Source organism: Streptomyces wedmorensis, assembly GCF_000716445.1.
Lineage (GTDB): Bacteria > Actinomycetota > Actinomycetes > Streptomycetales > Streptomycetaceae > Streptomyces > Streptomyces wedmorensis.
This window is the reverse complement of the sequence record NZ_JNWK01000021.1, coordinates 81,748-108,494: the sequence shown is the minus strand read 5'-3', so window position 1 is coordinate 108,494 and position 26,747 is coordinate 81,748. Positions and strand designations below refer to the sequence as shown.

20 protein-coding genes are annotated in these 26,747 nt (G+C 72.2%); 4 read left to right on the top strand and 16 right to left on the bottom strand.

The window, feature by feature from the left end:
* Nucleotides 1-178 precede the first annotated feature (178 nt).
* The 5 genes from ilvC to OO54_RS18650 all read right to left on the bottom strand — a co-directional run bounded on the left by ilvC (nt 179) and on the right by OO54_RS18650 (nt 8,279).
* Nucleotides 179-1,180, bottom strand: coding sequence for a ketol-acid reductoisomerase (ilvC, locus tag OO54_RS18670; protein WP_017236010.1), 1,002 nt, complete (start codon nt 1,178-1,180; stop codon nt 179-181).
* 119 nt (nt 1,181-1,299) lie between these two features.
* Nucleotides 1,300-1,827 carry an acetolactate synthase small subunit gene (gene ilvN / locus OO54_RS18665; protein WP_017236011.1) on the bottom strand — a complete coding sequence of 176 codons (528 nt, stop codon included), beginning with the start codon at nt 1,825-1,827 and terminating at the stop codon, nt 1,300-1,302.
* Between the two features lie 31 nt (nt 1,828-1,858).
* Nucleotides 1,859-3,709: an acetolactate synthase large subunit gene (locus OO54_RS18660; RefSeq protein WP_033204530.1), complete on the bottom strand. Its 1,851-nt coding sequence runs from the start codon at nt 3,707-3,709 to the stop codon at nt 1,859-1,861.
* 230 nt (nt 3,710-3,939) lie between these two features.
* A complete protein-coding gene (locus OO54_RS18655) occupies nt 3,940-6,780 on the bottom strand; it encodes a putative bifunctional diguanylate cyclase/phosphodiesterase (RefSeq protein ID WP_033204529.1) in 2,841 nt (946 codons plus the stop codon).
* Nucleotides 6,781-7,313: 533 nt separating this feature from the next.
* Nucleotides 7,314-8,279: a 2-hydroxyacid dehydrogenase gene (locus OO54_RS18650; RefSeq protein ID WP_063738300.1), complete on the bottom strand. Its 966-nt coding sequence runs from the start codon at nt 8,277-8,279 to the stop codon at nt 7,314-7,316.
* 75 nt (nt 8,280-8,354) lie between these two features.
* On the opposite strand from OO54_RS18650, the gene OO54_RS18645 reads away from it, so the two are divergent.
* From OO54_RS18645 to OO54_RS47455, 3 genes are all read left to right on the top strand, one after another.
* Nucleotides 8,355-9,365, top strand: coding sequence for an aldo/keto reductase (locus tag OO54_RS18645; protein ID WP_017236014.1), 1,011 nt, complete (start codon nt 8,355-8,357; stop codon nt 9,363-9,365).
* A gap of 95 nt (nt 9,366-9,460) precedes the next feature.
* Entirely contained in the window at nt 9,461-10,597 is a 1,137-nt protein-coding gene (locus OO54_RS18640) for a PQQ-dependent sugar dehydrogenase (protein WP_033204527.1), read from the top strand.
* Nucleotides 10,594-10,920: a DUF6191 domain-containing protein gene (locus OO54_RS47455; protein WP_324611647.1), complete on the top strand. Its 327-nt coding sequence runs from the start codon at nt 10,594-10,596 to the stop codon at nt 10,918-10,920. Before OO54_RS18640 ends, OO54_RS47455 begins: the two co-directional genes overlap by 4 nt.
* Here the strand turns inward: OO54_RS47455 and OO54_RS18635 are convergent.
* The 6 genes from OO54_RS18635 to OO54_RS18610 form a co-directional block, all read right to left on the bottom strand.
* Complete coding sequence (locus OO54_RS18635; protein ID WP_078905255.1) at nt 10,804-13,860, bottom strand: helix-turn-helix transcriptional regulator; 3,057 nt, start codon at nt 13,858-13,860, stop codon at nt 10,804-10,806. The genes OO54_RS47455 and OO54_RS18635 overlap by 117 nt on opposite strands.
* A gap of 7 nt (nt 13,861-13,867) precedes the next feature.
* Nucleotides 13,868-14,065, bottom strand: coding sequence for a hypothetical protein (locus OO54_RS18630; protein ID WP_017236018.1), 198 nt, complete (start codon nt 14,063-14,065; stop codon nt 13,868-13,870).
* Between the two features lie 160 nt (nt 14,066-14,225).
* A complete protein-coding gene (locus OO54_RS18625) occupies nt 14,226-14,873 on the bottom strand; it encodes a hypothetical protein (protein WP_033204523.1) in 648 nt (215 codons plus the stop codon).
* Between the two features lie 35 nt (nt 14,874-14,908).
* Complete coding sequence (locus OO54_RS18620) at nt 14,909-15,475, bottom strand: GNAT family N-acetyltransferase (protein ID WP_033204521.1); 567 nt, start codon at nt 15,473-15,475, stop codon at nt 14,909-14,911.
* Nucleotides 15,453-17,699 carry an MMPL family transporter gene (locus tag OO54_RS18615; RefSeq protein WP_033204519.1) on the bottom strand — a complete coding sequence of 749 codons (2,247 nt, stop codon included), beginning with the start codon at nt 17,697-17,699 and terminating at the stop codon, nt 15,453-15,455. The genes OO54_RS18620 and OO54_RS18615 overlap by 23 nt, the downstream gene beginning before the upstream one ends.
* Before the next feature lie 188 nt (nt 17,700-17,887).
* Nucleotides 17,888-19,990, bottom strand: a complete 2,103-nt coding sequence (locus tag OO54_RS18610; RefSeq protein WP_033204589.1) for a phosphocholine-specific phospholipase C — start codon at nt 19,988-19,990, stop codon at nt 17,888-17,890.
* Between the two features lie 280 nt (nt 19,991-20,270).
* Here OO54_RS18610 and OO54_RS18605 point away from each other — a divergent pair, with 280 nt between their 5' ends.
* Nucleotides 20,271-20,597 (top strand): hypothetical protein, encoded by a 327-nt coding sequence (locus OO54_RS18605; protein WP_157856491.1) that lies wholly within the window; start codon nt 20,271-20,273, stop codon nt 20,595-20,597.
* A 152-nt stretch (nt 20,598-20,749) separates the two neighbouring features.
* On the opposite strand, the gene gatB is transcribed toward OO54_RS18605, so the two are convergent.
* From gatB to OO54_RS18580, 5 genes are all read right to left on the bottom strand, one after another.
* Nucleotides 20,750-22,261 (bottom strand): Asp-tRNA(Asn)/Glu-tRNA(Gln) amidotransferase subunit GatB, encoded by a 1,512-nt coding sequence (gene gatB, locus OO54_RS18600; RefSeq protein ID WP_033204516.1) that lies wholly within the window; start codon nt 22,259-22,261, stop codon nt 20,750-20,752.
* A gap of 16 nt (nt 22,262-22,277) precedes the next feature.
* Complete coding sequence (locus OO54_RS18595) at nt 22,278-22,511, bottom strand: hypothetical protein (protein ID WP_030693796.1); 234 nt, start codon at nt 22,509-22,511, stop codon at nt 22,278-22,280.
* A 5-nt stretch (nt 22,512-22,516) separates the two neighbouring features.
* Nucleotides 22,517-24,016 carry an Asp-tRNA(Asn)/Glu-tRNA(Gln) amidotransferase subunit GatA gene (gatA, locus tag OO54_RS18590; RefSeq protein ID WP_033204515.1) on the bottom strand — a complete coding sequence of 500 codons (1,500 nt, stop codon included), beginning with the start codon at nt 24,014-24,016 and terminating at the stop codon, nt 22,517-22,519.
* A gap of 6 nt (nt 24,017-24,022) precedes the next feature.
* Nucleotides 24,023-24,319, bottom strand: coding sequence for an Asp-tRNA(Asn)/Glu-tRNA(Gln) amidotransferase subunit GatC (gatC, locus tag OO54_RS18585; protein ID WP_015036350.1), 297 nt, complete (start codon nt 24,317-24,319; stop codon nt 24,023-24,025).
* 94 nt (nt 24,320-24,413) lie between these two features.
* Nucleotides 24,414-26,528 (bottom strand): putative bifunctional diguanylate cyclase/phosphodiesterase, encoded by a 2,115-nt coding sequence (locus OO54_RS18580; RefSeq protein ID WP_033204513.1) that lies wholly within the window; start codon nt 26,526-26,528, stop codon nt 24,414-24,416.
* Between the last annotated feature and the right edge of the window lie 219 nt (nt 26,529-26,747).

Below are 26,747 nucleotides of genomic sequence, written 5' to 3'. Positions count from 1 at the left end.
GGCTTGCCGCGTGAAAGCGCACGACGCTGTGGGCCTGACGCGTATGTTGTTGAGCAGTGTAGTGGTGCGTCGGCGCACTTCATGCGCCTCGTTGGAAGGATCACCCGTCCGTGGTTGGACGGGGTGTCCAACGATGTGGCGAGGGGCCGGACACGATGTCCGGCCCCCGCCCGAAGGCTTACGCCTCCTCGTCGTTCACCCAGCTCATGAGCTTCCGCAGCTCCTTGCCGGTGGTCTCCAGGAGGTGGTTCTCGTCCTGGGTCTTGTACTCGTTGTACTTCTTCAGACCGCCGTGGTACTCGGCCATCCACTCCTTGGCGAAGGTGCCGTCCTGGATCTCCGCGAGGACCTTCTTCATCTCGGCCTTGGTGGCGTCGGTGATGATCCGCGGGCCGGTGACGTAGTCGCCCCACTCGGCGGTCTCGGAGACCGACCAGCGCATCTTCTCCAGGCCGCCCTCGTACATGAGGTCGACGATGAGCTTCAGCTCGTGGAGGCACTCGAAGTACGCGATCTCCGGCTGGTAGCCGGCCTCGGTCAGGGTCTCGAAGCCCGCCTTGACCAGCGCCGCGGTACCACCGCAGAGGACGGCCTGCTCACCGAACAGGTCGGTCTCGGTCTCCTCCTTGAAGGTCGTCTTGATGACGCCCGCACGGGTGCCGCCGATGCCCTTGGCGTACGAGAGCGCCAGCGCGAAGGCGTTGCCGGTCGCGTCCTGCTCGACGGCGGCGATGCACGGAACGCCGCGGCCCTCCTCGTACTGACGACGGACCAGGTGGCCCGGACCCTTCGGGGCGACCAGGGCGACGTCGACGCCCTCGGGGACCTCGATGAAGCCGTAGCGGACGTTGAGGCCGTGACCGAAGAAGAGCGCGTCGCCCGCCTTCAGGTTGTCCTTGATGGACTCCTCGTAGACCTTGGCCTGGATCGGGTCGGGGGTCAGGATCATGATGAGGTCGGCCTCGGCCGCGGCCTCGGCGACGGACACGACGCGCAGGCCCTGCTCCTCGGCCTTGGCCTTCGACTTCGAGCCCTCCTGGAGGCCGACGCGGACGTCGACACCGGAGTCACGGAGCGACAGCGCGTGGGCGTGTCCCTGGCTGCCGTAGCCGATCACCGCGACCTTGCGGCCCTGGATGATGGACAGGTCGGCATCGGCGTCGTAGAACAGCTCGGCCACTGGAAATCTCCTTGAGGTGCTGGTGTTGCATCCCACCGTACGGCGGGGAGCGGAAGGAAGGTTTTCGGGTCTCGTCAGTCGGACCGCCGGGTGAACCGGCGGTCTGCCTCCGATGACTCTCAGGCGCTGCGGTCGAGGGCCCGCAGGGACCGGTCCGTGATGGACCGGGAACCACGCCCTATGGCGATCGTGCCGGACTGCACGAGCTCCTTGATGCCGAACTGCTCCAGCATCTTGAGCATCGCGTCGAGCTTGTCACTCGAACCGGTGGCCTCGATGGTGACCGCCTCGGGCGAGACGTCCACGGTCTTGGCGCGGAACAGCTGCACGATCTCGACGATCTGGGAGCGGGTCTCGTTGTCGGCGCGGACCTTCACCAGGACGAGCTCGCGCTGGATCGCAGCGCTGGGCTCGAGTTCGACGATCTTCAGGACGTTGACCAGCTTGTTGAGCTGCTTGGTCACCTGCTCCAGGGGCAGGTCCTCGACATTGACCACGATGGTGATGCGGGAGATGTCGGGGTGCTCGGTGATGCCGACGGCGAGGGAGTCGATGTTGAAGCCGCGGCGGGAGAACAGGGCGGCGATCCGGGCGAGGATGCCGGGCGTGTTCTCGACGAGAACGGAGAGCGTGTGCTTGGTGGACATGTCTTGGTCTCTTCCTTTTCGCTCTGCTCGCTCAGTCGTCTTCGCCGTCGCCGAAGTCGGGGCGGACGCCCCGCGCGGCCATGACCTCGTCGTTCGAGGTGCCGGCGGCGACCATCGGCCAGACCTGGGCGTCCTCGTGGACGATGAAGTCGATCACGACCGGGCGGTCGTTGATGGCGTTGGCCTCGGCGATGACCTTGTCCAGGTCGGCCGGGTCCTCACAGCGCAGGGCGACACAGCCCATGGCCTCGGAGAGCTTGACGAAGTCGGGGACGCGGGTGCCCTTGTTCGCCTGGACGTCGTCCGGGCCGGAGTGCAGGACGGTGTTGGAGTAGCGCTGGTTGTAGAAGAGGGTCTGCCACTGGCGGACCATTCCCAGGGCGCCGTTGTTGATGATGGCGACCTTGATCGGGATGTTGTTCAGGGCGCAGGTGGTGAGCTCCTGATTGGTCATCTGGAAGCAGCCGTCGCCGTCGACCGCCCAGACCGTGCGGTCCGGCATGCCGGCCTTGGCGCCCATCGCGGCGGGGACCGCGTACCCCATCGTCCCGGCGCCGCCGGAGTTCAGCCAGGTGGCGGGCTTCTCGTAGTCGATGAAGTGGGCGGCCCACATCTGGTGCTGGCCGACGCCCGCGGCGAAGATCGTGCCCTCGGGGGCGAGCTGGCCGATGCGCTGGATGACCTGCTGCGGCGAGAGGCTGCCGTCCTCCGGCAGGTCGTAGCCGAGCGGGTAGGTCTCGCGCCAGCGGTTCAGGTCGCTCCACCAGGCGGCGTAGTCGCCCTTGTTGCCCTCGCTGTGCTCGGCCTGGACGGCCTGGATCAGGTCGGCGATGACCTCGCGGGCGTCACCGACGATCGGGACGTCGGCGGCGCGGTTCTTGCCGATCTCGGCCGGGTCGATGTCCGCGTGGACGATCTTGGCGTACGGGGCGAAGCTGTCGAGCTTGCCGGTGACGCGGTCGTCGAAGCGGGCACCAAGGGCGACGATCAGGTCGGCCTTCTGCAGCGCGGTGACGGCGGTGACGGCACCGTGCATGCCGGGCATGCCCACGTGCAGCGGGTGGCTGTCGGGGAAGGCGCCGAGGGCCATCAGGGTGGTGGTGACCGGGGCGCCGGTGAGCTCGGCGAGGATCTTCAGCTCGGCGGTGGCGCCGGCCTTGATGACGCCGCCGCCGACGTACAGGACGGGCCGCTTGGCGGCGGAGATCAGCTTGGCGGCCTCGCGGATCTGCTTGGCGTGCGGCTTGGTCACCGGGCGGTAGCCGGGCAGGTCGGTCTGCGGCGGCCAGCTGAACGTGGTCTTCGCCTGGAGCGCGTCCTTGGCGATGTCGACCAGGACCGGGCCCGGGCGGCCGGTGGAGGCGATGTGGAAGGCCTCGGCGATCGTCCGCGGGATGTCCTCGGCCTTGGTGACGAGGAAGTTGTGCTTGGTGATCGGCATCGTGATGCCGCAGATGTCCGCCTCCTGGAAGGCGTCCGTGCCGATCGCCTTGGAGGCGACCTGGCCGGTGATCGCGACGAGCGGGACCGAGTCCATGTGCGCGTCGGCGATCGGGGTGACCAGGTTGGTCGCGCCGGGGCCCGAGGTCGCCATGCAGACGCCGACCTTGCCGGTCGCCTGGGCGTAGCCGGTGGCCGCGTGGCCCGCGCCCTGCTCGTGCCGGACCAGGATGTGGCGCACCCGCTGCGAGTCCATCATCGGGTCGTAGGCGGGGAGGATCGCGCCGCCCGGGATGCCGAAGACGGTGTCGGCGCCCACTTCCTCGAGAGAACGGATGAGGGACTGCGCACCCGTGACGTGCTCGACGGTGGTGGCGGGCTGCGCGCCGTTGCGGGGTCGCGGCTGCGGATGGTGCCCGGTGGCCTGGTCGGTCATCAGCATCTCTTCTCGAAGCAGAGGGTTTTTGCGAGGTGTTTTGCGAGGGTTTGCGTCGACTTTGGAGTGAGCCGGTGCAACAAAAAACCCCTCGTGCCGTGAGGCAAGCGAGGGGAGCGCGTCGGGTGCGTTCTCAGCGGGGCCTGATCGGTGGCCCTGCTTCAGCCGACGCGCTTTCCAAGTACGAGAATTCGGGTGCGCATGGCACTGACCCTCCCTCTCGGCCCTCATCACTGTCAAGTGGGTGGGACGGGCGTCTCATTATTTGAGCGGATCGGGGGACGGTTTCCGGCCGGTACGGGCACCCCGCCGGGCAGCGGATAGTCGTCCCGGACCAGTGCTCTGCGCAGCCGGTACTCGTCGAGCGGGCCCGAGAAGGCCATGCCCTGGGCGTGGCCGCATCCCATCGCACGCAGGGCGATCACCTGCTCCGGCACGTCGACGCCGTCGGCGACGGTCTGCACGCCGAGCTCGCCGGCGATGCGCAGCACGCCGCGCGTGATCTTGCGGAGCCGTGGCGACTCGACCACGCCCTCGACGAGCCCACGGTCCAGCTTCAGTATGTCGACCGGAAGCCTGCGCAGGGCGTTGATCGCCACGTGTCCGCTGCCGAATCCGTCGAGCGCGATCCGCACGCCGAGGCGGCGCAGGGCCACCAACCGCTGCTCGAGTTCGTCGAGCGGCGTCCTGGCGTCGCTGTCGGCGAGCTCGATGATCAGCGAGCCGGACGGCAGCCCGTGCCGGGTGAGCAGGGACTCGACCGAGCCGAGCGGCAGCGAGCGGTCCAGGAGGCGGTGGGCGGAGAGGCGGATGGAGACCGGCGCGCGGTGGCCGATCCCGGCCCGCTCGGCGGCCTGCTCCACGGCCTCTTCGAGGAGCCAGCGGCCGAGCTCCGCGGTGCGCTCTCCGTCGTCGGTGACCCGGAGGTACTCCGCCGGGGTGAAGAGGATGCCCTGCGTCGACCGCCAGCGGGCCTGGGCGCTGACGGCGGAGATCCGGCCGGTGGCGAGGTCGACGACCGGCTGGTGGAGGAGGGCGAACTCGCCGTCGTGGAGGGCCGTGCGCAGCCGGGCGGCCAGCTCGGTGCGCCGGACCACCTCGGCCTGCATCTGCGGTGCGTAGAGCTCGACGCGGTCCTTGCCCGCGGCCTTGGCGCGGTACATGGCGAGGTCGGCGTTGCGCAGGAGGTCGCCGGCCTCCATGCCGGGCTCGGCGAAGGCGACGCCGATGGAGGCGGCGACCCGCACCTCGTTGCCGCCGTCGACGCGGTACGGCTGGGAGAGCGTGAGCCGGAGCCGGTCGGCGATCTCCTGGACCTGGCTCTCGCGGGCCTCCTGCTCGCGTCCGCCGTCGCCGAGGATGAGGGCGGCGAACTCGTCGCCGCCGAGTCTGGCGGCGGTGTCCCCGGCCCGCACGGAGTCGTGGAGGCGGCGGGCGGCCTGGACGAGCAGGTCGTCGCCCGCCTGGTGGCCGAGGCGGTCGTTGACCGCCTTGAACCCGTCGAGGTCGATGAAGAGCACGGCGGTGCCGGAGTCCGAGGAGCGGCGGCCGCTGAGCGCCTGCCGGACCCGCCGGGTGAAGAGGGCCCGGTTGGGCAGGTCGGTGAGCGGGTCGTGTTCGGCGTTGTGCTGCAACTGGGCCTGGAGGCGGACGCGTTCGGTCACGTCCCGGCTGTTGAAGATCAGACCGCCCTGGTGCCGGTTGACCGTCGACTCCACGTTGAGCCAGTCACCGCGGCCGGAGCGGAAGCGGCACTCGATCCGGGTGGTGGGCTCCTCGGCGGGCGAGACGGCGAGGAAGCGCCGGACCTCGTGGACGACGGCGCCGAGGTCCTCGGGGTGGATGAGGGAGGCCAGCTCGGAGCCGATCAGCTCCTCGGCCTCGCGTCCGTAGACCCCGGTCGCGGCCGGGCTCACGTAGCGCAGTACCCCGGTCGGCGCGGCGATCATGATGACGTCGCTGGAGCCCTGCACGAGCGACCTGAAGTGGTTCTCCTTCTGGGCCAGTTCGTGGGTGAGGGCGATGTTGTCGAGGAGCATGATGCCCTGCCGCACGACGAGGGCGAGCACCACCGTGCAGCCGGTCAGGACGACGACCCGGTCGACCCTGCGCCCCTCGACCACGGTGTACAGGATGCCGAGGGTGCAGACCGCGGCCGCGAGGTACGGCGTGAGGGCGGCGAGCGACCCGGCGACGGGGCGGCTGTGCAGCAGGGGGCCGCGGGTGGGCGCCGCGGGGTCCGGCAGCCGGCGCGCGCCCCAGGGCGCGTAGGCGAGGAGGAGCGAGCCGGCGAACCAGCCGGCGTCGAGCAGCTGGCCCGAGGCGTAGTTCTCGCGGAGCAGCGGCGAGGTGAACAGGGCGTCGCACAGCACGGTCAGGGCGAGCGCGGCGATGGCGGTGTTGGTCGCCGAGCGGTTCGCCTGCGAGCGCCGGAAGTGCAGGACCAGGACCATGCTGACGAGCACGATGTCGAGCAGCGGGTACGCGAGCGACAGCGCGGCCTGGGCGACGGACTCGCCCTCGAAGTGGGCGGTACGGGCGAGGGCCAGGCTCCAGGACAGCGTGAGCAGCGAGCCCCCGATGAGCCAGGCGTCGAGCCCGAGGCAGACCCAGCCGGCCCGGGTGACGGGCTTCTTGGCGAGGACGAGGAGGCCGACGATGGCGGGCGGGGCGAAGAGCAAGAAGAAGAGGTCGGCGACGGAGGAGTCCGGCACCTCGGAGCGGAGCACCACCTCGTACCAGCCCCACACCGCGTTGCCCGAGGCGGCCATGAACGAGGAGAAGGCGAACAGCAGCCAGGCGGGCCGCGCGCTGCCGCGGTGGGCGCGGCCGTAGAGGAAGCAGGAGACCGCGGCGGTGAGCGCGGCGGCGCTGAGTCCGAAGTCGCCCATGAAGAGCGCGAGCCGCGGCGAGCCCCAGCCGAGCGAGGCGCCGGTCGTGTAGCCCGCGCAAATCAGCCCCAGGGCGATCTGGGCGAGGATCCCGCCCAGGCCGGACCGCCCGGGGTCCGGATGCCCGGGGCTGCCGCCACCGCCGACGGGGCGGCGGCGGGTGATGACCGCCCCGGGCGCGCTCACCGGACCCTCCGGCGGCGGGCCATCGCACCCGGCCGGTTCGTGCGGGCGCGCCGAGGGCTCGTCGAGAGTCCCGGGGGCGTGTCCGTCGCAGTCGCCGGGAGCGGCGTCCGATAGCGCGACGCCGTGGCTCTCGGTGCCGCTCCACCCGGCCGCCGCGTGCGGTCCGGTGCCGGGCGGTCCGGCGGCGCGGGGCGCGCGGTGGGGCGCGGCCTGGTCCGGTACCGATCGCGCGAGGCCGGCGGCGAGGCGCGGAAGGCTTGCCGACGGCGGCGTCGCCGCGTCGGATCGTCGGTCTTTCGGCCGTGCTTCACCCGTCGCCCCCCTCGGATTCTGATGACCCGTCACTTCGCTCCCCAGCGTCAGCCCGTACTCGACGCAGTCCCCCGCTTCGGGACGATACACCAGGACGGTCACTCAGGGACAGGGTCGCAGTACTCTCAGTGACGATCAGGGGGCTTGCGCACGGCGCGTGTCGGGGGCGCGGTTCACCCGTCCGGCCCCTCCGGTACGCCGGTCCGCCCGGTCCGCCGCGCTCAGTCGGTGGTGAGCAGGACGTTGACCAGTTCCTCGCCGGCCACGAAGCGCCGCAGCTGCCCGGCGATCAGCCGCTTCGCCCGCGGCATGAAGGCCGAAGTGGAACCTCCCACATGGGGACTGATCAGGACACCCGGAGCGTGCCACAACGGGTGCCCGGCCGGCAGCGGTTCCGGGTCGGTGACGTCGAGCGCCGCCGTGATCCGGCCGCCCTCCACCTCCTTGAGCAGCGCGGACGTGTCGACGACCGGCCCCCGGGCGACGTTCACCAGGAGCGCCCCGTCCTTCATCCGCGCCAGGAACCCGGCGTCGGCGAGGTGCCGGGTGCCGGGCGTGAGCGGAGTGGAGAGGACGACCACGTCCGCCTCCGGCAGCAGGGCGGGGAGGTCCGCGAGCGCCTGGACCGGGCCGCGCTCTGTGGTGCGCGCGGAGCGTGCGACGCGTGCCACCCGCGCGCACTCGAAGGGCGCGAGCCGGTCCTCGATGGCGGCGCCGATCGACCCGTACCCCACGATCAGGACGGACTTGTCGGCGAGCGCCGGGTAGAAGCCCGCCCGCCACTCCTCGGCGTCCTGGCCGCGCACGAATCCGGGGATGCCGCGCAGCGAGGCGAGGATCAGCGCGAGCGTGAGCTCGGCGGTGCTGGCCTCGTGGACGCCCTTCGCGTTGCACAGGGCGACGCCCGGCGGCAGCAGGTCGATGCCCGGCGTGACGTGGTCGATGCCCGCGGACAGGGTCTGCACGGCCCGCAGCGAGGTCATGGCGGCCAGCGGCCGTACGGCGATCTCGGAGCCCTTCATGTACGGCACCACGTAGAAGGCGCAGCGCGCCGGATCGGCCGGGAACTCCGGCCCGCCGTCCCAGAAGCGGTAGTTCAGGCCCGACGCGCCCGGAGCGGGAAGCCCCTCGATCTCGTCCGCGTGAACCGGAAGCCACACGTCGGCGGCCGTGTCTTCGAATCTCATGACCGGGAGGCTATGCGAAGAATCCCGTGCGCCATTGGTTACTTTGGGGGACGGCACAGGGAGGGGTACCGGCAGGTGGAGCGCAGGACAATCGGGGCGACGGCGCTCGACGTGGGTGCGATCGGCCTGGGGTGCATGCCGATGAGCTGGGCGTACAGCCGCTCCCAGCAGCGGGGGGACCGCTCGCTGCGGACCGTGCACGCGGCACTCGACGCCGGGGTGAGCCTGCTCGACACCGCCGACATGTACGGACCGTTCACCAACGAGCTCATGTTGGGACGGGTGTTGAAGGAGCGTCGGGCGGACGCCTTCGTCTCGACGAAGTGCGGACTGCTCGTCGGCGACGGGCACGTGGTCGCCAACGGCAGGCCGGGGTACGTGCGTCGGGCCTGCGACGCGTCGCTGCGGCGGCTCCAGACCGACGTGATCGACCTCTACCAGCTGCACCGCGCCGACCCCGAGGTGCCGGTCGAGGAGACCTGGGGCGCCATGGCCGAACTGGTGTCGGCGGGCAAGGTGCGGGCGCTCGGGCTGTGCGCGGTGGGTGCCAGGTCGGCCCGCCGGGGCGCGGCCGGCGCCGGTCGCGACGGATACGAGGGAACGATCCGCCAACTGGAGCGGATCCAGCAGGTCTTCCCGGTGGCGGCGGTCGAGGCCGAGCTGTCGGTGTGGTCGCAGGAGGCGCTGGCGCGGCTGCTGCCCTGGTGCGCGGCGCGAGGGGTCGGTTTCCTGGCGGCGATGCCGCTGGGGAACGGGTTCCTGACCGGGACGCTCACTCCGGGCGGCGGCTTCGAGCCGGACGATCCGCGCGCCCGTCACCCCCGTTTCACCGCGGAGATGATGGCCGCGAACCAGCCGCTCGTGGCGGGGCTGCGGAGGGTGGCCGCGCGGCACGGGGCGGACGTCACCCCGGCGCAGGTGGCGCTGGCGTGGGTGCTGGGCCGCGGCGCGCACGTCGTGCCGGTGCCGGGGGCGAAGCGGGAGCGGTGGGTGGTGGAGAACGCCCGGGCGGCCGGGCTGCGGCTGACGGCGGAGGACCTGGCGGAGATCGCGGCGCTGCCCGCGCCGCGGGGCTCCTGGGACTGAACCGCGCGACCCGGCGGCGGTCGGGAACCTGATCGGGCCGAGCGGTGTATCAAGGGTGAAGGGATGCCGCTCGACTCGTCGAAGGGGACCGGACCATGAGCCGTCCTGCTGTTGTGAAGGCCCTGTGGGGCGCCGCCGTGCTGGTCCTCGTGGCCGGCTGTTCCTCGGGAGGCACCGAGGACCGGCCGGGTACGGCTCCGCCGGCCTCCGCTTCGGCCTCCGCGTCCGCCTCCCCCACCGGGTCCGGGGCCCCGTCCTCCGGCGGGCGGGTGACGGTGGCGGGCACGCTCGCCGAGGGGCTGAAGTCGCCCTGGGGGGTCGCCGCGCTGCCCGGCGGCGACCTGCTGGTGTCCTCGCGGGACGAGCGGACGATCACCCGGGTGAACGGACGGACCGGCGCGAAGACCGTGCTCGGCGAGGTGCCGGGGGTCGTCCCGGGGGGAGAGGGCGGACTCCTGGGCCTCGCGGTCCGGGACGGCTGGGTGTACGCGTATCTGACGGCCGCCTCGGACAACCGCATCGTGCGCATGCGGTACGGCGGCGCGGACGGCGACCGGCTCGGCGCGCCGGAGCCGGTGCTGACCGGCATCCCGAAGGGTTTCGTGCACGACGGCGGGCGGATCGCGTTCGGCCCGGACGGCATGCTGTACGCGGGGACGGGCGAGACGGGCCGGACCGGGCTCTCCCAGGACCGGTCCTCGCTGGGCGGGAAGATCCTGCGCATGACGCCGGAGGGCGGACCGGCTCCGGGCAACCCCTTCCCCGGATCGGTCGTCTACTCGTACGGCCACCGCAATGTGCAGGGGATCGCCTGGGACGCGGAGGGACGTCTGTGGGCGGCCGAGTTCGGGCAGAACACCTGGGACGAGCTGAACCTGATCGAGCCCGGCCGGAACTACGGCTGGCCGGAGGCCGAGGGACGGGCCGGGCGGTCCGGGTTCGTGGACCCGGTGGCCCAGTGGCCGACCTCGGAGGCCTCCCCCAGCGGGATCGCGTACGCGCGGGGCGCGATCTGGATGGCCGGGCTGAGGGGCGAGCGGCTGTGGCGCGTGCCGCTGTCCGGAGCGGAACGTTCGGGGGAGCCGGAGGCGTTCCTGAGAGGTGAGTACGGACGCCTGCGCACGGTGGTCGCGGCGGGCGGCGACCGGCTCTGGCTGGTGACCAGCGAGACCGACACCCGGGGGACGCCCGGGGCCGGAGACGACCGGATCCTCCGGCTGGAGGTGAGGTGAAGGAGGCGGTGACCGTGTTCGGCGGGCTGGAGGAGATCTTCGCACCGGGGCGCAGGCACGCCGAGGACGAGCTGCGGCGGCAGGCCCTCACCCGGGAGGACCCGGGGGACGCCGACCCGGCGCGCGGCCCGATAGACCTGACCTCGGGCCGCGTGACGATACGGGTCCCCGGCGCCGGGGCGGCGGTGCCGGGGACCCGGCCGGGCTCAGAGGGCCGGGTCGAGGAGGTGGAGGCGGTGGGCCAGGGCGGCGGCCTCCCCACGGCCGGCGACGCCGAGCTTGGCGAGGATGTTGGAGACGTGGACGCTGGCCGTCTTGGGTGAGATGAACAGCTCCTCGGCGATCTGACGGTTGGTGCGGCCGACCGCGACGAGCCGCAGCACGTCCTGCTCACGGGGGGTGAGACCGAAGGTGTCGTCCCCCGGCTCCGCCGGGGCCGGGGCCTGCTTCTCGGCCGCGAGGGAGAGGCGGGCGCGGGCGGCGAGGAGTTCGACGTCCTCGCGGAGCGGGCGGGCGCCGAGGCGGACGGCGGTGGCGTGGGCCTCGCGGAGCAGGGCCGCGGCCTCCTCCCGGTGGCCGCCCTCGACGAGCAGCGCGTCGGCGAGGCGTCGACGGGCACGGGCGAGCTCGTAGGGGCGTTCGAGCGGCTCGTAGGCGGCGACGACCTCGGCCCAGCGGTCGGCGCTCTCGCGGCCCTCGGCGCGGGCGAGCTCCTCGGACACCTGCCGGGAGTAGGCCTGCCAGATCGGGGCCGGGGTGGCGAGGGCCCGGACGCAGCGGCGGACGACGGCGAGCGCCTCCTCGCGGCCCTCGTCGGCGGCGGGCAGTCCCCGGCTGTCGGCCTCCGCGGTGACGGCGGTGAGGACGAGCGGCCAGCCGTAGCGGTGGGTGCCGGGCGGGAACCCTGTCTCTGCGGTGGCGGCGAGCTGGTCCCGTACGTCCGCGAGGCGTCCTTCGGCGGCGGCGACGGCGATCTCGGACTGCGCCACGGGCAGGGTGTACTGCGGGATCGGGTCGCGGGTGCCGTAGCGCGTGAGGGCCTCGGCGAGGTGCCCGGTGGCCCGGGCCGGTTCGCCGCGGAAGGTGGCGAGGTGGGCGAGCTGGAGCAGGGCCGTGCCGCCCGGCTTGGTGCTGCCGGCCGCGGAGCGGAGCAGCCGCTCGGCCTCCTCCTTGCTCCGGTCCCATTCGCCGAGCGAGAGGAGCGACTCGGCGAGGTTGGCGCGGATCCAGCCCGCGCTGTCGACGAGGCCGCGGGAGCGGGCCAGTTCGATGCCGCTGGTGGCGGTCTCCACGGCCTCGCGGGAGCGGCCGAGGGCCTCCATGGAGGAGGAGAGGTTCACATGGGCGCGGGCGGCCTCGTGGAACTGTCCGAGGACGGTGGTCCGTTCGAGGGCCTCGGCCATGGCGGCGAGTCCGCCCTCGATGTCGCCGGCCGACACCATGATGGTGCCGAGGGTGATCCGGGCGTTCAGCTCGATCGGCTCGGCCTTGACGAACCGCGCGTACTCGACGGCGCGTTCGGCGGCGGCGAGCGCCTCGGGGCCGGGGTTGCGGAGCATGCCCCAGCCGGCGGCGCCGACCAGGACGGTGGCGTGCACGGCGGACGGCGGCAGGCCCTTGACGAGTTCCTGGGCGCGGGCGATCTCGGGCCAGCCGTCGCCCCGGCCGAGGTTGGACTGGAGCCGGGCCATCTCCGTCCAGAACCAGGCGGCGCGCAGCGGGTCGTTCTCGTCGCCGTCGAGGATCCGGAGCGCCGTGCGGCAGATCTTCGCGGCCCGCTCCCGCTCTCCGCTGAGCCGGGCGGCGACGGCGGCCTCGGCGAGCAGGTCGAGGAAGCGCAGCGAGGTGGTCTCGGGGTCGCAGCCGCAGGCGGGGTACGCGTCGGCGTAGTCGATGGGGCGCAGGGAGTCGCGCGTCTCGCCGGGGACCTTGTCCCACAGCTCCATGGCCCGTTCGAGGAGGCTGAGCTGCTCGGCGTAGGCGTGGCGCTTGCGGGTCTCGACGGCGGCCTGGAGGACGGCGGGGAGGGCCTTCTCCGGGGCGTGCGCGTGGTACCAGTACGTCGCGAGTCGGGTGGTCCGCTCGTGGGGGCGGACGAGCGCGGGGTCGGCCTCCAGGACCTCGGCGTAGCGCCGGTTGAGGCGGGAGCGTTCCCCCGGCAGCAGGTCGTCGCTGACGGCCTCGCGGACCAGGGAGTGGCGGAAGCGGTAGGCGTCGCCGTCGGGGACGGCGAGCAGGATGTTGGCGCCGACGCAGGCCCGCAGCGCTTCGATGAGTTCGTCCTCGGCGAGCCGGGCGACGGCGGCGAGCAGGCCGTACTCGACGGTGGAGCCACCTTCGGCGACGATCCTTGCGACCCGCTGGGCGTCTTCGGGGAGCGTCTCGACCCGGACCAGCAGGAGGTCGCGCAGGGAGTCGCTGAGCTGGCCGGCGGCGCAGCCGGCCTCGTGGGAGACGACGAGCTCCTCGACGAAGAAGGCGTTGCCGTCGGAGCGTTCGAAGACCTCTTCGACGAGGCCGGGGTCGGGTTCGGCGGCGAGGATGCCGGTGAGCTGGCGGTGTACCTCGGCGCGGGTGAAGCGGGAGAGCTCGATGCGGCGGATGGTGCGGAGCCGGTCGAGTTCGGCGAGGAGGGGGCGCAGCGGGTGGCGGCGGTGGATGTCGTCGGCTCGGTAGCTGGCGATGACCACGATCCGGCCGCGGCGGAGGGTGCGGAGGAGGTAGGTGAGCAGGTGCCGGGTGGAGGTGTCGGCCCAGTGCAGGTCCTCCAGGACGAGCACGATCGTACGGTCGGCGGCGAGCCGTTCCAGGAGCCGTACGGTCAGTTCGAAGAGGCGGGCGGTGGAGTCCTCGTCGGCGGGCTCGTGGCTGCCGGGGTCGCCCAGTTCGGGCAGCAGGCGGGCGAGTTCGCCCTGGTGGCCGTCGGCGGCGGCGGTCAGTTCGCCGGGGAGCTTGCGGTGGAGCGAGCGCAGGGCGGTGGCGAAGGGTGCGAAGGGCAGGCCGTCGGCGCCGAGTTCGAGGCAGCCGCCGAGGGCGACGACGGCGCCCCGGTCGCAGGCGGTGTCGAGGAACTCCTCGATGAGGCGGGTCTTTCCGACGCCCGCCTCGCCTCCTATGAGCAGGGCCTGGGGCTCTCCCGCGGTGGCGCGGGAGAGCGCCTCGGTGAGGGCGGTGAGTTCGCCGGCCCGGCCGACGAAGACGGGGCTGACTGACCTGGTCTCCACGGCGCCGAGCATCGCACAACCATCCGTGTTGTCGCTCATACGGGGGTCACGCGGCCCGGACGAAGCGGCCGCGGTCGCCGCCGTCCACCTGCCCCTCCGTGCCGTGGTTGCCGTGCCGGCGGCCGAAGAGGCGCAGGCCCCGGGCGGCGCCGACGGCCTCGGCGGCCTCGTGCGTGAGTCGCTGGGCGGCGGCCTCGCGGACGAGCTCGGCGTGGTTCATGCGCTGGAGTTCGTACTCGAACATGGGGTGCTCCCTGGTTCTTCTCGGTTTCGGTATCGCTCCTTGCGATGCCTCTACTTTCGTTTCCCAGGGGGTGCGGTCACATCGGGCGAGTGCCGCATGTTCGGGGTACGGGGGGCCTTAGGCGGGTCCCAGGAGGTCCTTAGACGGGTCGGGCCCCACCTCAGGACCCGGCGGTCGGGAGGCTCAGGAACAGGTCGAAGTAGGTACCGACCGACAGGAGCAGCCCCAGGCCGCCCAGGACGGCGCCGGCCGCGGCGACCGCGCGGACCCAGCCGGGGCGGCGGGGAAGGGTGAGCACGACGAGGGCGACGATCAGGGCGAGCAGGGCGAAGAGGCCGTTCACCAGTGCGGTGCTGTGCCAGGCGTCGCCGTAGATCTCGGAGATCTGCTGGGCCGTGGAGCCGCCCTGGGAGGTGCTGATCTGCCCGACGAGCGTCTCGCGCTCGGAGACGACCTTGCCGGTCCAGGTGCCGGTGAGCGCGACGGCACCGAGGGCGGCCGAGACCACGGCGGCGGCGCCGGCGCCGATCCCGGTGTCCTCGGCGGCCGTCTCCGTCACCGCCGCGGCCTCGTCGAGCTCGTCGTCGTCGAGCTCGTCGTCGTCGAGCTCGTCGTCCGGTTCGCTGTCGGGCTCGCTGTCGTCCGGGGCGTCGCTCCGGGCGTCGCTCACGTCGCCGGAAGGGTCACCGCCCGGGTCGCCGTCCGTCCCGTCGCGCGGGTCCACGACGGCGTCGGCGGCGGCCTCCGCGGTCTCCGGCTCCGGCCGCGACGTCTTCTCTTCGGTCTTCTCGGTCGTCTTGATGTCCATGCGGCGCACGCTAGGGGGCCCACATGAGAGCGGCCTTAAGAGGCGGCCGCCGCCTTCGCCGCGCGCCATTCGGGGGCGAGGACGGCCCAGACCTCGGTGTCCGAGCGGGTGCCGCGGTACAGGTAGTTCTCCCGCAGCACGCCCTCCCTCGACATGCCCAGGCGACGGGCCACGGCGATGCTCGGCCCGTTCTCCGAGGAGGCGAGCCACTCGACGCGGTGGATCCCGCGCTCCTCGATCGCCCAGTCGATGATGACCCGGCAGGCCCGGGTGATCAGGCCCTTTCCGGCGGCGGAGGGCTCCAGCCAGCAGCCCGCCTCGGCGGTGCCGTTCGCGGCGTCGAAGGTCCGGAAGAGCACACCGCCGACGAGGGTGCCCCCGGTCCAGATGCCGTACAGGCGTCCGGCGTCGTTCGCGGCCTTCTCGGCGTACGAGGTGAGGTAGGCGCGGGCGGAGTCGAGGTCGGCGACGAAGTCGGGGAGGGCGATGTGCTGCCCGACGAACTCCCGGCCCCGGTCCATGTGGGCGAGGAGCTCCTCCGCCTGCCAGGGTTCCAGGGGCCGCAGCTCGGCACCGTCGTCACCCAGCGATATCGCGAACATCGTCGTTCCTCTCCTCGGCGGCGGGAGCCGTCACGCGCTGCAGGGGGATCTTCGCACGCGTGTCGGCGGCCTCGCGGCACTCGGGCGGTTCGATGCTGATCCTCGGCAGGATCCGGTCGAGCCGCTTCGGCAGCCACCAGTTCGCCCCGCCGAGCAGGTGCATGAGGGCGGGGACGAGGAGCGTGCGCAGCACGAACGCGTCGAGGGCGACGGCCGCCGCGAGCGCGATGCCGAACATCGCGATGACCCGGTCGCCGGAGAGGACGAAGGCCAGGAAGACCGAGATCATGATGACGGCGGCGGAGTTGATCACACGGCTGGTCTCGGCGAGGCCGACCCGCACCGCCCGCCGGTTGTCGCCGGTCTCCAGCCACTCCTCGTACATCCGGCTGACCAGGAAGACCTGGTAGTCCATGGACAGGCCGAAGAGCACCGAGACCATGATCACGGGGAGGAACGGCTCGATGGGTCCCGCGCTGCCCAGGCCGAGGAGCTCGCTCCCCCAGCCCCACTGGAAGATCGCCACGACGATGCCGAAGGCGGCGGCGACGGCGGCGACGTTCATGGCGGCGGCCTTGAGCGGGATGCCGATGGAGCGGAAGGCGAGCAGGAGCAGCAGGCAGCCCAGGGCGATGACGACGCCGACGAAGAGCGGCAGCTTGCCGACGATGATCTCGGCGAAGTCGTCGTAGGAGGCGGTCACGCCGCCGACGTGCACCTGGAGCGAGGTGCCGGCCTCGGCCTCCGGGAGGACGTCCTGGCGGAGCCGGTCGACGAGCTCGCTGGTGGCCTTGGACTGGGGCGAGGAGTCGGGGACGACGGTGAGGACGGCGGTGTCGCCCGCGCTGTTGTACGTGACCGGGGAGACGGACGCGACGCCCTTGGCGGCGGTGAGCGCGGCCGGCAGCTGGTCGAGGGCGACCCGGTCGTCGGCGCCGTCCAGGCCGGCGACGAGGGTGAGTGGGCCGTTGACGCCCGGGCCGAAGCCCTCGGCGAGCAGGTCGTAGGCCTGGCGCGTGGTCGCGGTGGCCGGATTGTTGCCCTGGTCGGAGGTGCCGAGGTGGAGCGAGAGGGTCGGCAGCGCCAGGACGGCCATGACGAGGACGGCGACGCCGCCGAGGAGCTTGGGGTGCCGCTCGACGAAGGCGGACCAGCGGGCGGCGAAGCCGGTGGGCAGCTCGGGCTGCGGCCCGCGCTCGGCGAGCGTCCGGCGTTCGCGCCGGGACAGCGCCCGCATGCCGATGAACGAGAGCAGCGCCGGCAGCAGGGTGACGGAGGCGGCGACCGTGAGGATCACGGTGAGCGAGGCCGCGATGGCGACGCCGTTGAGGAAGCCGAGCCGCAGGATCAGCATGCCGAGCAGGGCGATGCAGACGGTGGCGCCGGCGAAGACGACGGCGCGGCCGGTGGTGGCGACGGCGTTCTCGGCGGCCTCCGTGACGGAGAGGCCGCGTTTGAGGCCCTTGCGGTGCCGGGTCACGATGAACAGGGCGTAGTCGATGCCCACGCCGAGGCCGACGAGCATGCCGAGCATGGGGGCGAAGTCGGCGACGGTCATCAGATGCCCGAGGAGCACGATCCCGGAGTACGCGATGCCGACGCTGACGAGCGCGGTCGCGATGGGGAGCACGGAGGCGGCGAGCGAGCCGAAGGCGAGGAAGAGGACGACGGCCGCGACGGCGACGCCGACGACCTCCGCGACGTGCCCGCCGGGGGCCTCGGTCAGGGCGACGGCGGTACCGCCGAGCTCGACCCGCAGGGCGTCGGTCTGGGCTTCCTTCGCGGTGGAGACGAGGGCCTCGGCCTGGGAGACGGGGATGTCGTCGGCCTGCTCGCGGAAGGTGACCGTGGCGTAGGCGGTGCGTCCGTCCTCGCTGATCTGTCCGGGGCCCGCGGCCTCCCCGTAGGGGGAGGCGACGGAGGCGACGCCGGGGAGTTCGGCGACCCGGTCGAGCACGCCGGTCATGCGCCGCTCGACGGCGTCGGCGCGGACGCTGCCGCGGTCGGTGTGCCAGACGATGGTGTCGCTGTCGCCGCCGAGGCCGTGGAAGCCGCGTTCGAGCAGGGCGGTGGCACGGCCGGACTCGGTCCCCGGGACCTCGTAGTCGTTCGAGTACGCGTTGCCGGCCACGACGGCCGCGGTGCCGACCCCGACGAGGGCGAGGACCCACAGGAGGACGGCGACGAGACGGTGCCGGATGCACCATCGTGCGATGGCTGCCAAAGGACGGGCTCCCTGGGTGGTTCGTGGATCTTCAGCGGGAAAAGCCCGTAAAGAACACATGACCTGTATGGGGGCAACTGTCGCAGCCCCGGGAGATCTTTTGCCCCTTTCGTGTCGATCCTCACAGCCGTGCGCGGACGAACGGGCCTTTGGACCCGTGCGTCCGCGCACGGCGGGAGGACCGAAGGTCAGCCGGAGACCGACGGACGTCCGTTCTCGATGTGGCCCATGAGCCGGCGGCGGAAGCCGTCGGGCGCGGTCACCTCGACGTCGTACCAGCCGTGCGCGTCGGCGGCCGAATGGACGACGGTACGGGTCTTCCCGGGCTTCACGGTGACGGTGCGGGTCCAGTCGGCGAGGTCGTCCTCCTCCACGTACCCGAGCGGCCGGACCGTGAAGGAGAGCGGGGCGTCGCCGGTGTTCCGTACGGTGAGATGCAGGTCGCGGTCGTGGTGGTCGATCCGCGAGGCCAGCTCGGCGCCGCCCGCCGCGGGGCCCTCGAACTCGCGCCGGAAGCCGTTGGGGCCGGTGATCGTGAAGCGGTAACGATCACCCGGAACGGGGACCGTCCACTCCCCCGTGCCCCTGACGTCCCGGTGCTGCGGGACGGCGAACTCGCCCGCGTACGGGTAGAGGGCGAAGTGCGCGCTCGCCTTCCCCGTGTTGCCGAGCGTGACCGTCACGGCACCGGCACCGGTCGTCGCGGAGGCGTCCGGCTGGTACGGCAGCGGGCGGGCGGGGCGGACGCCGGGCTCCTGGACGGGCATCCGCTGGACGGCCGGGGGCTGCGGCCGCCAGCGGCCGGTGAAGGGCGGGATCGGGGCCGGCTGCTCGACGGGAGGCTGCCGACGGGGCCGGTGGAAGTCGAAGGCGGAGGTGAGGTCGCCGGTGACGGTCCGGCGCCAGGGGGTGATGTTGGGTTCCCGGATGCCGGTCAGCTTCTCCAGGAAGCGGATCACCGAGGTGTGGTCGAAGGTCTCGGAGCAGACGTGGCCGCCGACCGACCAGGGGGAGACGACGAGCAGCGGGACGCGGATGCCCAGGCCGGTGGGCCGGCCCTGCCAGCGCTCGTCCGGGTCGTCGGCGGGCGGGACGGGCGGCGGGACGTGGTCGAAGAAGCCGTCGTTCTCGTCGTAGTTGATCAGGACGACGGTGTGGCGCCAGACGTCCGGGTGGGAACCGAGGGCGTCGAGGACCTTGTAGACGAGGGTCGCGGAGGCGATCGGCGAGGAGGAGCCGGGGTGCTCGGAGTCGATCGCGGAGGGCACGAGGTAGGAGACCTCGGGGAGGGTGCCGGCGGCGACGTCGGCGCGGAAGGCGTCGGCGAGGGTGCCGGACTCGACGCGGCGGAGCCCCCGCTCGAAGAGGGAGCGCTCGGCGGCGGTGAGCGTCGCGACGCCCTCCTCCAGGAGGCCGAGCAGCCTCGCCCGCTCGGCGGGGTCCCCGGTGTCGCGGACGGCGGCGTAGAAGGACTCCATGAAGGTGTGCCCGCCGGTGCCGGCGAGCGCCTTGCGGGCGATCTTCTTGAAGGTGGTGAAGAACTCGATGTTGTTGTCGGTGAAGTTCTCCCACTCGGTGTACGTCTTCCAGCTCCGCCCGGCGGCTTCGAGCCGCTCGGCGTAGGTGGGCCAGCCGTAGCCGGGGTGCGTGCCCTCGGCGTAGGCGGCGTTGGTGACGGCCCGGCTGCCGTCGGCCTCGAAGCCGGTCCAGCCGGACCAGAGGTGGTTGCGGTTGGGGCTCGTCGAGGTGTGGACGGACGAGTGGTAGGCGTCGCAGATGGTGAAGGTGTCGGCGAGCTCGTAGTGGAGCGGGATGTCCTGGCGGTCGTAGTACGCCATGGTGGCGGCGGTCTTGGCCGAGACCCATCCGTCCATCCAGCCGCCGTGCCAGGCCTTGGCGCCGCCGCTCCAGGAGTGGTCGAGATCGCCGATGTACTGGAGGTCCTTCTGCTGCGTCTCGGCGGCGCCGCGGATCGGGAAGGGCAGCACGGTCCGGCCGAGCGGGGCCGGCTGCTCGAAGACCGGCTTGCCGGAGGGCAGTTCGACGGCGTTGCGGTCGCCGAATCCGCGGACGCCGCGGAGGGTGCCGAAGTAGTGGTCGAAGGAACGGTTCTCCTGCATCAGGATCACCACGTGCCGCACGGCCCCCATCCCGCCGGCCGGAGGCTCCGCGGCCATCGCCGCCTGCAACGACGGCGGCAGCAGCGAACCTGCCGCGGCGACACCGAGGGCGCCCCCGCCCAGGGCGAGGAGCCTTCTGCGGGACAGCTCGGGGGACTTCTCGGGGGACAAGACCGACCTCCAGTCGACGGCCGACGGCTCGCCTTCGAGCCATCGGGTGGTACGCCGGGGACGGTAGTGAGACGCGGTGACGGCGAGAAGACCCCGCGGAGAAATGGCGATGAACGGCCACACACCGGCAATCCTGTTTACCGGACTCCCATTCGGGAATGCGGGGGCGCATCAATTCCCGAAGAATGCGCCCGTATTGCGCGGCCCGCGCTCCATTGCCCGAAAGGAGAATTCCCCCTACTCTCGACTCAGCCTGCTCGACGCATAGTTGGGGGTGGTGATGAGGCTTCGACCGATTTCTCTCCACTGCACGACGACAGAGGACGACCGCGGCGAGGACGAACAGCGCCTGCTGGTCAACGGGGTTCAGGTGTGGGGCGCGGAATCGCCGGGACCGAACAACGGGGACACAGCCGACCTGTCCGCCGTCCCGCTGATCGACTTCGGCACCCGTGCCCGAGTCGAACTCTTCGACGACGATTCCCCGGACGACGACCTCCTCGGCCGCTTTTACGCGGGCCGGTCCCATGTGGGCCAGGGAGAACTGGAGTACAAGTTCACCGAGGACGACGCGGACTGCACGCTGATCTACGAGGTACTCGCCTAGCGCCCGGACGAGGTGCTCGCCCGGCGCCCCGGGCGAGCGAGGTGCCCGCCCGGCCTCCCCGGCGATCACCCTGCCTCCCGGGCGACGGCAGAGGGCGGTACCGCCGTCTCGCGACAGCCGTACCGCCCTCGTACGAGGTTCCCGGAAGGGGATCAGCCCTCGGTGACGCCCAGCTTCTCCAGGATCAGGTCCTTGACCTTCGCCGCGTCCGCCTGGCCACGGGTGGCCTTCATGACCGCGCCGACCAGGGCGCCGACCGCGGCGACCTTGCCGCCGCGGATCTTGTCGGCGATGGCCGCGTTGCCCGCGATGGCCTCGTCGACGGCCGTGCCCAGCGCGCCGTCGTCGGAGACGACCTTCAGGCCGCGCTTCTCGACGACCTCGTCCGGGGTGCCCTCGCCGGCGAGAACGCCCTCGATGACCTGACGGGCCAGCTTGTCGTTCAGATCGCCGGAGGCGACCAGGGCGGAGACCCGGGCCACGTCCGACGGGGTGATCGCCAGTTCCTCCAGCGAGACGCCCTGCTCGTTGGCGTTGCGGGCGAGCTCGCCCATCCACCACTTGCGGGCCGAGGCCGCGTCCGCGCCCGCCTCGACCGTGGCGACGATCGGGTCGACCGCGCCCGCGTTGAGGATGGACTGCATCTCCAGCTCGGACACGCCCCACTCCTCGCGGAGCCGGTTGCGGCGCACGCGCGGCAGCTCGGGCAGCCCGGCACGCAGCTCCTCGACCCACTCACGGGCCGGGGCGACGGGGACGAGGTCGGGCTCCGGGAAGTACCGGTAGTCCTCGGCGTTGTCCTTGATGCGGCCGGCGGTGGTGGAGCCGTCGTCCTCGTGGAAGTGACGGGTCTCCTGCACGATCGTGCCACCGGAGGTGAGCACGGCCGCGTGGCGCTGGATCTCGAAGCGCGCCGCGCGCTCGACCGAACGGAGCGAGTTGACGTTCTTCGTCTCCGAGCGGGTGCCGAACGTCTTGGTGCCGTTCGGACGCAGCGACAGGTTCACGTCGCAGCGCATCTGGCCCTTGTCCATGCGCGCCTCGGAGACGCCCAGGGCACGGATCAGCTCGCGCAGCTCGGCGACGTACGCCTTGGCGACCTCGGGGGCCCGCTCGCCCGCGCCCTCGATGGGCTTGGTGACGATCTCGATGAGCGGGATGCCGGCGCGGTTGTAGTCGAGCAGCGAGTGCGAGGCGCCGTGGATGCGGCCGGTCGCGCCACCGATGTGGGTGGACTTGCCGGTGTCCTCCTCCATGTGGGCGCGCTCGATCTCCACGCGGAAGATCTCGCCGTCCTCCAGCTGGACGTCCAGGTAGCCGTTGAAGGCGATCGGCTCGTCGTACTGGGAGGTCTGGAAGTTCTTCGGCATGTCCGGATAGAAGTAGTTCTTCCGGGCGAAGCGGCACCACTCGGCGATCTCGCAGTTCAGCGCGAGGCCGATCTTGATCGCGGACTCGACGCCGATCGCGTTGACGACCGGCAGCGAGCCGGGCAGGCCGAGGCAGGTCGGGCACGTCTGCGAGTTCGCGTCCGCGCCCAGCTCGGTCGAGCAGCCGCAGAACATCTTCGTCTTGGTGCCGAGCTCGACATGGACCTCGAGGCCCATGACGGGGTCGAACGCCGCGAGGGCCGCGTCGTACGACAGCAGTTCAGTGACAGTCACGGTGAGACTTTCCCTCTCAGCCCAGCAGGACGTCGTCGTCGCCCAGGCGCTTGAGCTCCCGGTAGAGGATCGCCAGGCCGGTAACGATGGCGGCGGCGGACACGGCGGCGTCGATCAGCCGCAGGGTGTCGTTGTCGTTGCGGGCCAGCTTGGCCTGCTTGGCGACGCTGACGGCGCCGAACGCGGTGGTGGCCAGCGAGACGTAGACGCCGGTCTTCGACTTCTTGAAGTTCTTGGCCTTCTTTGCCATGGCACTCACAGCGACGGAGCCTCCTCGAGCAGCGGGTGCCCCCACTTTTCCACGAAGGCGGCCTCGACGGCGGCGCCGACCTTGTACAGCCGGTCGTCCTTCATGGCGGGAGCGATGATCTGCAGGCCGACCGGCAGACCGTCCTCGGGCGCCAGGCCGCAGGGCAGCGACATGGCGGCGTTGCCGGCCAGGTTGGTCGGGATGGTGCACAGGTCCGCGAGGTACATCGCCATCGGGTCGTCGGCGCGCTCGCCGATCGGGAAGGCGGTGGTGGGCGTCGTCGGGGAGACGATCACGTCCACCTCCTCGAAGGCCTTCTCGAACTCTCGGGTGATGAGGGTCCGGACCTTCTGGGCCGAGCCGTAGTACGCGTCGTAGTAGCCGGAGCTCAGCGCGTACGTGCCGAGGATGACGCGGCGCTTGACCTCGTCGCCGAAGCCGGCCTCACGGGTGAGGGCGGTGACGTCCTCGGCGGACCGCGTGCCGTCGTCGCCGACCCGCAGGCCGTAGCGCATGGCGTCGAAGCGGGCCAGGTTCGAGGAGCACTCGGACGGCGCGATCAGGTAGTACGCCGAGAGGGCGAGGTCGAAGGTCGGGCAGTCCAGCTCGACGATCTCGGCGCCCAGCTCCTTGAGCAGCTCGACGGACTCGTCGAAGCGCTGCACGACGCCGGCCTGGTAGCCCTCGCCGCGGAACTGCTTGACGACGCCGACGCGCATGCCGGCGACCGAGCCGTTGCGCGCGGCCTCGACGACCTGCGGCACCGGGGCGTCGATGGAGGTCGAGTCGAGCGGGTCGTGCCCGGCGATCGCCTCGTGCAGGAGGGCCGCGTCCAGGACCGTACGGGCGCAGGGGCCGCCCTGGTCGAGGGAGGACGAGAAGGCCACCATGCCGTAGCGGGACACGCCGCCGTAGGTCGGCTTGACGCCGACGGTGCCGGTGACGGCGGCGGGCTGGCGGATCGAGCCGCCGGTGTCCGTGCCGATGGCGAGCGGGGCCTCGTACGCGGCGAGGGCGGCCGAGGAGCCACCGCCGGAGCCGCCGGGGATCCGGGTCAGGTCCCAGGGGTTGCCGGTCGGACCGTACGCGCTGTTCTCCGTCGAGGAGCCCATGGCGAACTCGTCCATGTTGGTCTTGCCGAGGATGACGACGTCGGCGGCCTTGAGGTTCTTGACCAGGGTCGCGTCGTACGGCGGGATCCAGCCCTCGAGGATCTTCGAGCCGACGGTCGTCGGCATGCCGACGGTGGTGAAGATGTCCTTGAGCGCGAGCGGCACACCGGCGAGCGGGCCGAGCTTCTCGCCCCGGGCACGCTTCTCGTCGACGGAGCGCGCCTGCGCGAGGGCACCCTCGCGGTCGACGTGCAGGAAGGCGTGGACCTTCTCGTCGACGGCCTCGATGCGGGCGAGGTGGGCCTCGGTGACCTCGACGGCGGTGAGCTCGCCGGAGGCGATCTTCCCGGCGATCTCGGCGGCCGTGAGCTTGATGATGTTGTTGTCCGTCATGACTTGTTAGTCCTCCCCCAGGATCTGCGGCACCTTGAAACGCTGCTGCTCCTGGGCCGGGGCGCCGGAGAGCGCCTGCTCGGGGGTGAGCGACGGACGGACCTCGTCCGCGCGCATGACATTGGTCAGCGGCAGCGGGTGGGAGGTCGGCGGTACGTCTTGGTCGGCGACCTCGGAGACGCGGGCGACCGCGCCGATGATGTCGTCGAGCTGACCGGCGAAGTGATCGAGTTCTTCGCCCTTCAGCTCCAGACGCGCCAGCCGTGCGAGGTGGGCGACCTCCTCGCGCGTGATGCCAGGCATGCGGATCCTCACGGGGTGAGTTTGATGGTGTTGGCCCAATCCTATGGGGCCAGCGCCGCTGCCCGTGAAACGGTTTGCCCCCGGAGGGGGACGGTCACTGCACGACGTGGCCCGAGGGGTGGTCCAGATCGACGGGCTCGACCATGTCGGCGGGGCGGCGCCAGCCGTGCTCGCCGCGGGCCAGGAGCCAGGCGGTGGCCTCGGCGGGCGGCATGGCGGCGGCGACGAGCCAGCCCTGGACGGCGTCGCAGCCCAGGTCGCGGAGGCGTTCCCAGGTCTCGTCGTCCTCCACGCCCTCGGCGACGACGAGGAGGCCGAGGGAGTGGGCGAGGTCGACGGTGCAGCGGACGATCTCGGCGTCCTCGGTGTCGACGGCGAGCCGGGCGACGAAGGAGCGGTCGATCTTCAGCTCGCTGACGGGCAGCCGGCGCAGGTGGACGAGGGAGGAGTAGCCGGTGCCGAAGTCGTCGAGGGACATCTTGACGCCGTGGCCGGTGAGGCCGTTGAGCGTGTCGGCGGCCCGCTGGGGGTCCTCCAGGAGGACGTGCTCCGTTATCTCCAGCTGGAGGGCGCCGGCCGGGACGCCGTGGCGGGCGAGCCGGGCGGCGACGGCGCCGGCGAAGCCGGGGGTGTGGACGTCGCGCGGCGAGACGTTGACGGCGACCGGGACGTTGAGGCCCTGGGCGCGCCAGCGGGCGACCTGGGCGAGCGCGGTCTCCAGGACGTACTCGGTGAGGTGCGGCATCAGGCCGGAGGACTCGGCGATGGCGATGAACTCGTCCGGGGGGACCTTGCCGCGCTCGGGGTGGACCCAGCGCACGAGCGCCTCGAGGCCGGCGACCTGGCCGTCGAAGCGGACCTTGGGCTGGTAGTGGAGTTCGACCTCGCCGGCGTCGAGGGCGCGGCGGAGGTCGCCGAGGAGGCCGAGCCGGTCGGGGGTGTTGGAGTCGCGCTTGGACTCGTAGACCTCGACGCCGGTGCGGTCCCGCTTGGCCTGGTACATGGCGACGTCGGCGCGGCGCAGCAGGCCTTCGGCGTCGAGGGCGTGGTCGGGGAAGACGGCGACGCCGGCGCTGGCCTCCAGGACGAGGGTGAGGCCGTCGAGGTCGAGCGGGGAGGAGAGTTCGGCGACGAGGTGGCGGGCGACCCGCTGCGCGCTGGTGGTGGAGTCGGCGGTGGGCAGCAGGACGGCGAACTCGTCGCCGCCGAGTCTGGCGGCCTCGGCGCCGCGGGGCAGTGCGAGGCGGAGCCGTTCGGCGATCTGGAGGAGCAGCCGGTCGCCCGCGAGGTGGCCGAGGGTGTCGTTGACCGATCGGAAGCGGTCGAGGTCGATCAGGACGAGGGCTGCGCGGGCCCCTTCGCCTTCGGCTTCCTCCAGGGCGGTCCAGGCCCGTTCCAGGAGCCATTGGCGGTTGGGGAGTCCGGTGAGCGGGTCGCGGAGCTGTTCCTCGGCGCGGGCGCGGGCGATCCAGAGGGTGGAGTCGAGGGCGATGAGGGGGACGGCGAAGAGCGGCAGCAGCACGGGCCGGGTGGCGGCGACGACGCAGATGAGCGGGGCGATGCCGAGGAGGGCGACGGCGACGAGGCCCTGCCGGAGGAGGGCGCTGCGGGCGACGGTGGGCAGGCCGCGGCCCTGGGGCGCGAGGGTGTACCACAGGAGGAGCCGGGTCGCCACGAGGTAGGCGCCGGCGGCGAGGACGACTTCCGGGAGGTCCCGGATCGTCCAGTCGAGGGGCTGCCAGGGCACTTCGACGGTCGGTACGTCTCCGAACAGGCCGAGTACGAGGGCCGCGGTGCCCACGCCGAGGATGTCGGCGGCGCCGTGCAGTACGCCCTGGCGCCAGCGATGCCGGCGGGCGGCGCTGACCAGGGCGACGACGGTGAGCGACACGAGGCCGGCGGGGACCCAGCCGTACAGGAGGAGGACGGCGAGGGTGAGGGCGGCGCCGGAACCGGTGCCGCCCCACCAGCGGTCGCGGCCGAGGGCGACCAGGTGGCCGACGATCAGGCCGGCGAGGACGGCGAGGGACCAGCCGGGGATCCCGCCTGGGAAGAGTCCGTGACCGGTGCTCAGGGCCTGCTGGAGCCCGGCGACGAGCACGACGGCTGCGATGACCACCACGGCTGCGGGCAGCCGGGAGGTGAAGCCCGGGGTGACCGCACGGCGTTGTGGCCGTGGGACCGGGGCGGCGCTCTCGGTCGGTTCCATTCCCGTCCCTCTCACAGGCGGCGGTGCCGTCGGGTGTGTGCGGGGTCGCGGTGACGCGGCCGTCCGTCGTCCGGCCGGCGCGCGGCGGGGCAGAGCCCTGGGGCGGCCGTGCGGGACAAGACGCACGGTCACCACCCTAGGCCGCCGAGGGCTCCGACGGGCAGCGCTCTCCTTCTCTTGCCCGAATGCGACCCAGCCACCCGTAACGATCTGGTATGC

Excerpts from the sequence above, each read along its gene's own strand:
- OO54_RS18630 (WP_017236018.1), bottom strand. The coding sequence starts at position 14,065 with ATGTTCGAGTACGAACTCCAGCGCATGAACCACGCCGAGCTCGTCCGC.
- OO54_RS18650 (WP_063738300.1), bottom strand. The coding sequence starts at position 8,279 with ATGAGATTCGAAGACACGGCCGCCGACGTGTGGCTTCCGGTTCACGCG.
- OO54_RS18660 (WP_033204530.1), bottom strand. The coding sequence starts at position 3,709 with ATGCTGATGACCGACCAGGCCACCGGGCACCATCCGCAGCCGCGACCC.
- OO54_RS18620 (WP_033204521.1), bottom strand. The coding sequence starts at position 15,475 with ATGTTCGCGATATCGCTGGGTGACGACGGTGCCGAGCTGCGGCCCCTG.
- OO54_RS18605 (WP_157856491.1), top strand. The coding sequence starts at position 20,271 with ATGAGGCTTCGACCGATTTCTCTCCACTGCACGACGACAGAGGACGAC.
- OO54_RS18625 (WP_033204523.1), bottom strand. The coding sequence starts at position 14,873 with ATGGACATCAAGACGACCGAGAAGACCGAAGAGAAGACGTCGCGGCCG.
- OO54_RS18640 (WP_033204527.1), top strand. The coding sequence starts at position 9,461 with ATGAGCCGTCCTGCTGTTGTGAAGGCCCTGTGGGGCGCCGCCGTGCTG.
- OO54_RS18580 (WP_033204513.1), bottom strand. The coding sequence starts at position 26,528 with ATGGAACCGACCGAGAGCGCCGCCCCGGTCCCACGGCCACAACGCCGT.
- ilvN (WP_017236011.1), bottom strand. The coding sequence starts at position 1,827 with ATGTCCACCAAGCACACGCTCTCCGTTCTCGTCGAGAACACGCCCGGC.
- gatC (WP_015036350.1), bottom strand. The coding sequence starts at position 24,319 with ATGCCTGGCATCACGCGCGAGGAGGTCGCCCACCTCGCACGGCTGGCG.
- gatA (WP_033204515.1), bottom strand. The coding sequence starts at position 24,016 with ATGACGGACAACAACATCATCAAGCTCACGGCCGCCGAGATCGCCGGG.
- OO54_RS18635 (WP_078905255.1), bottom strand. The coding sequence starts at position 13,860 with ATGAGCGACAACACGGATGGTTGTGCGATGCTCGGCGCCGTGGAGACC.
- OO54_RS18595 (WP_030693796.1), bottom strand. The coding sequence starts at position 22,511 with ATGGCAAAGAAGGCCAAGAACTTCAAGAAGTCGAAGACCGGCGTCTAC.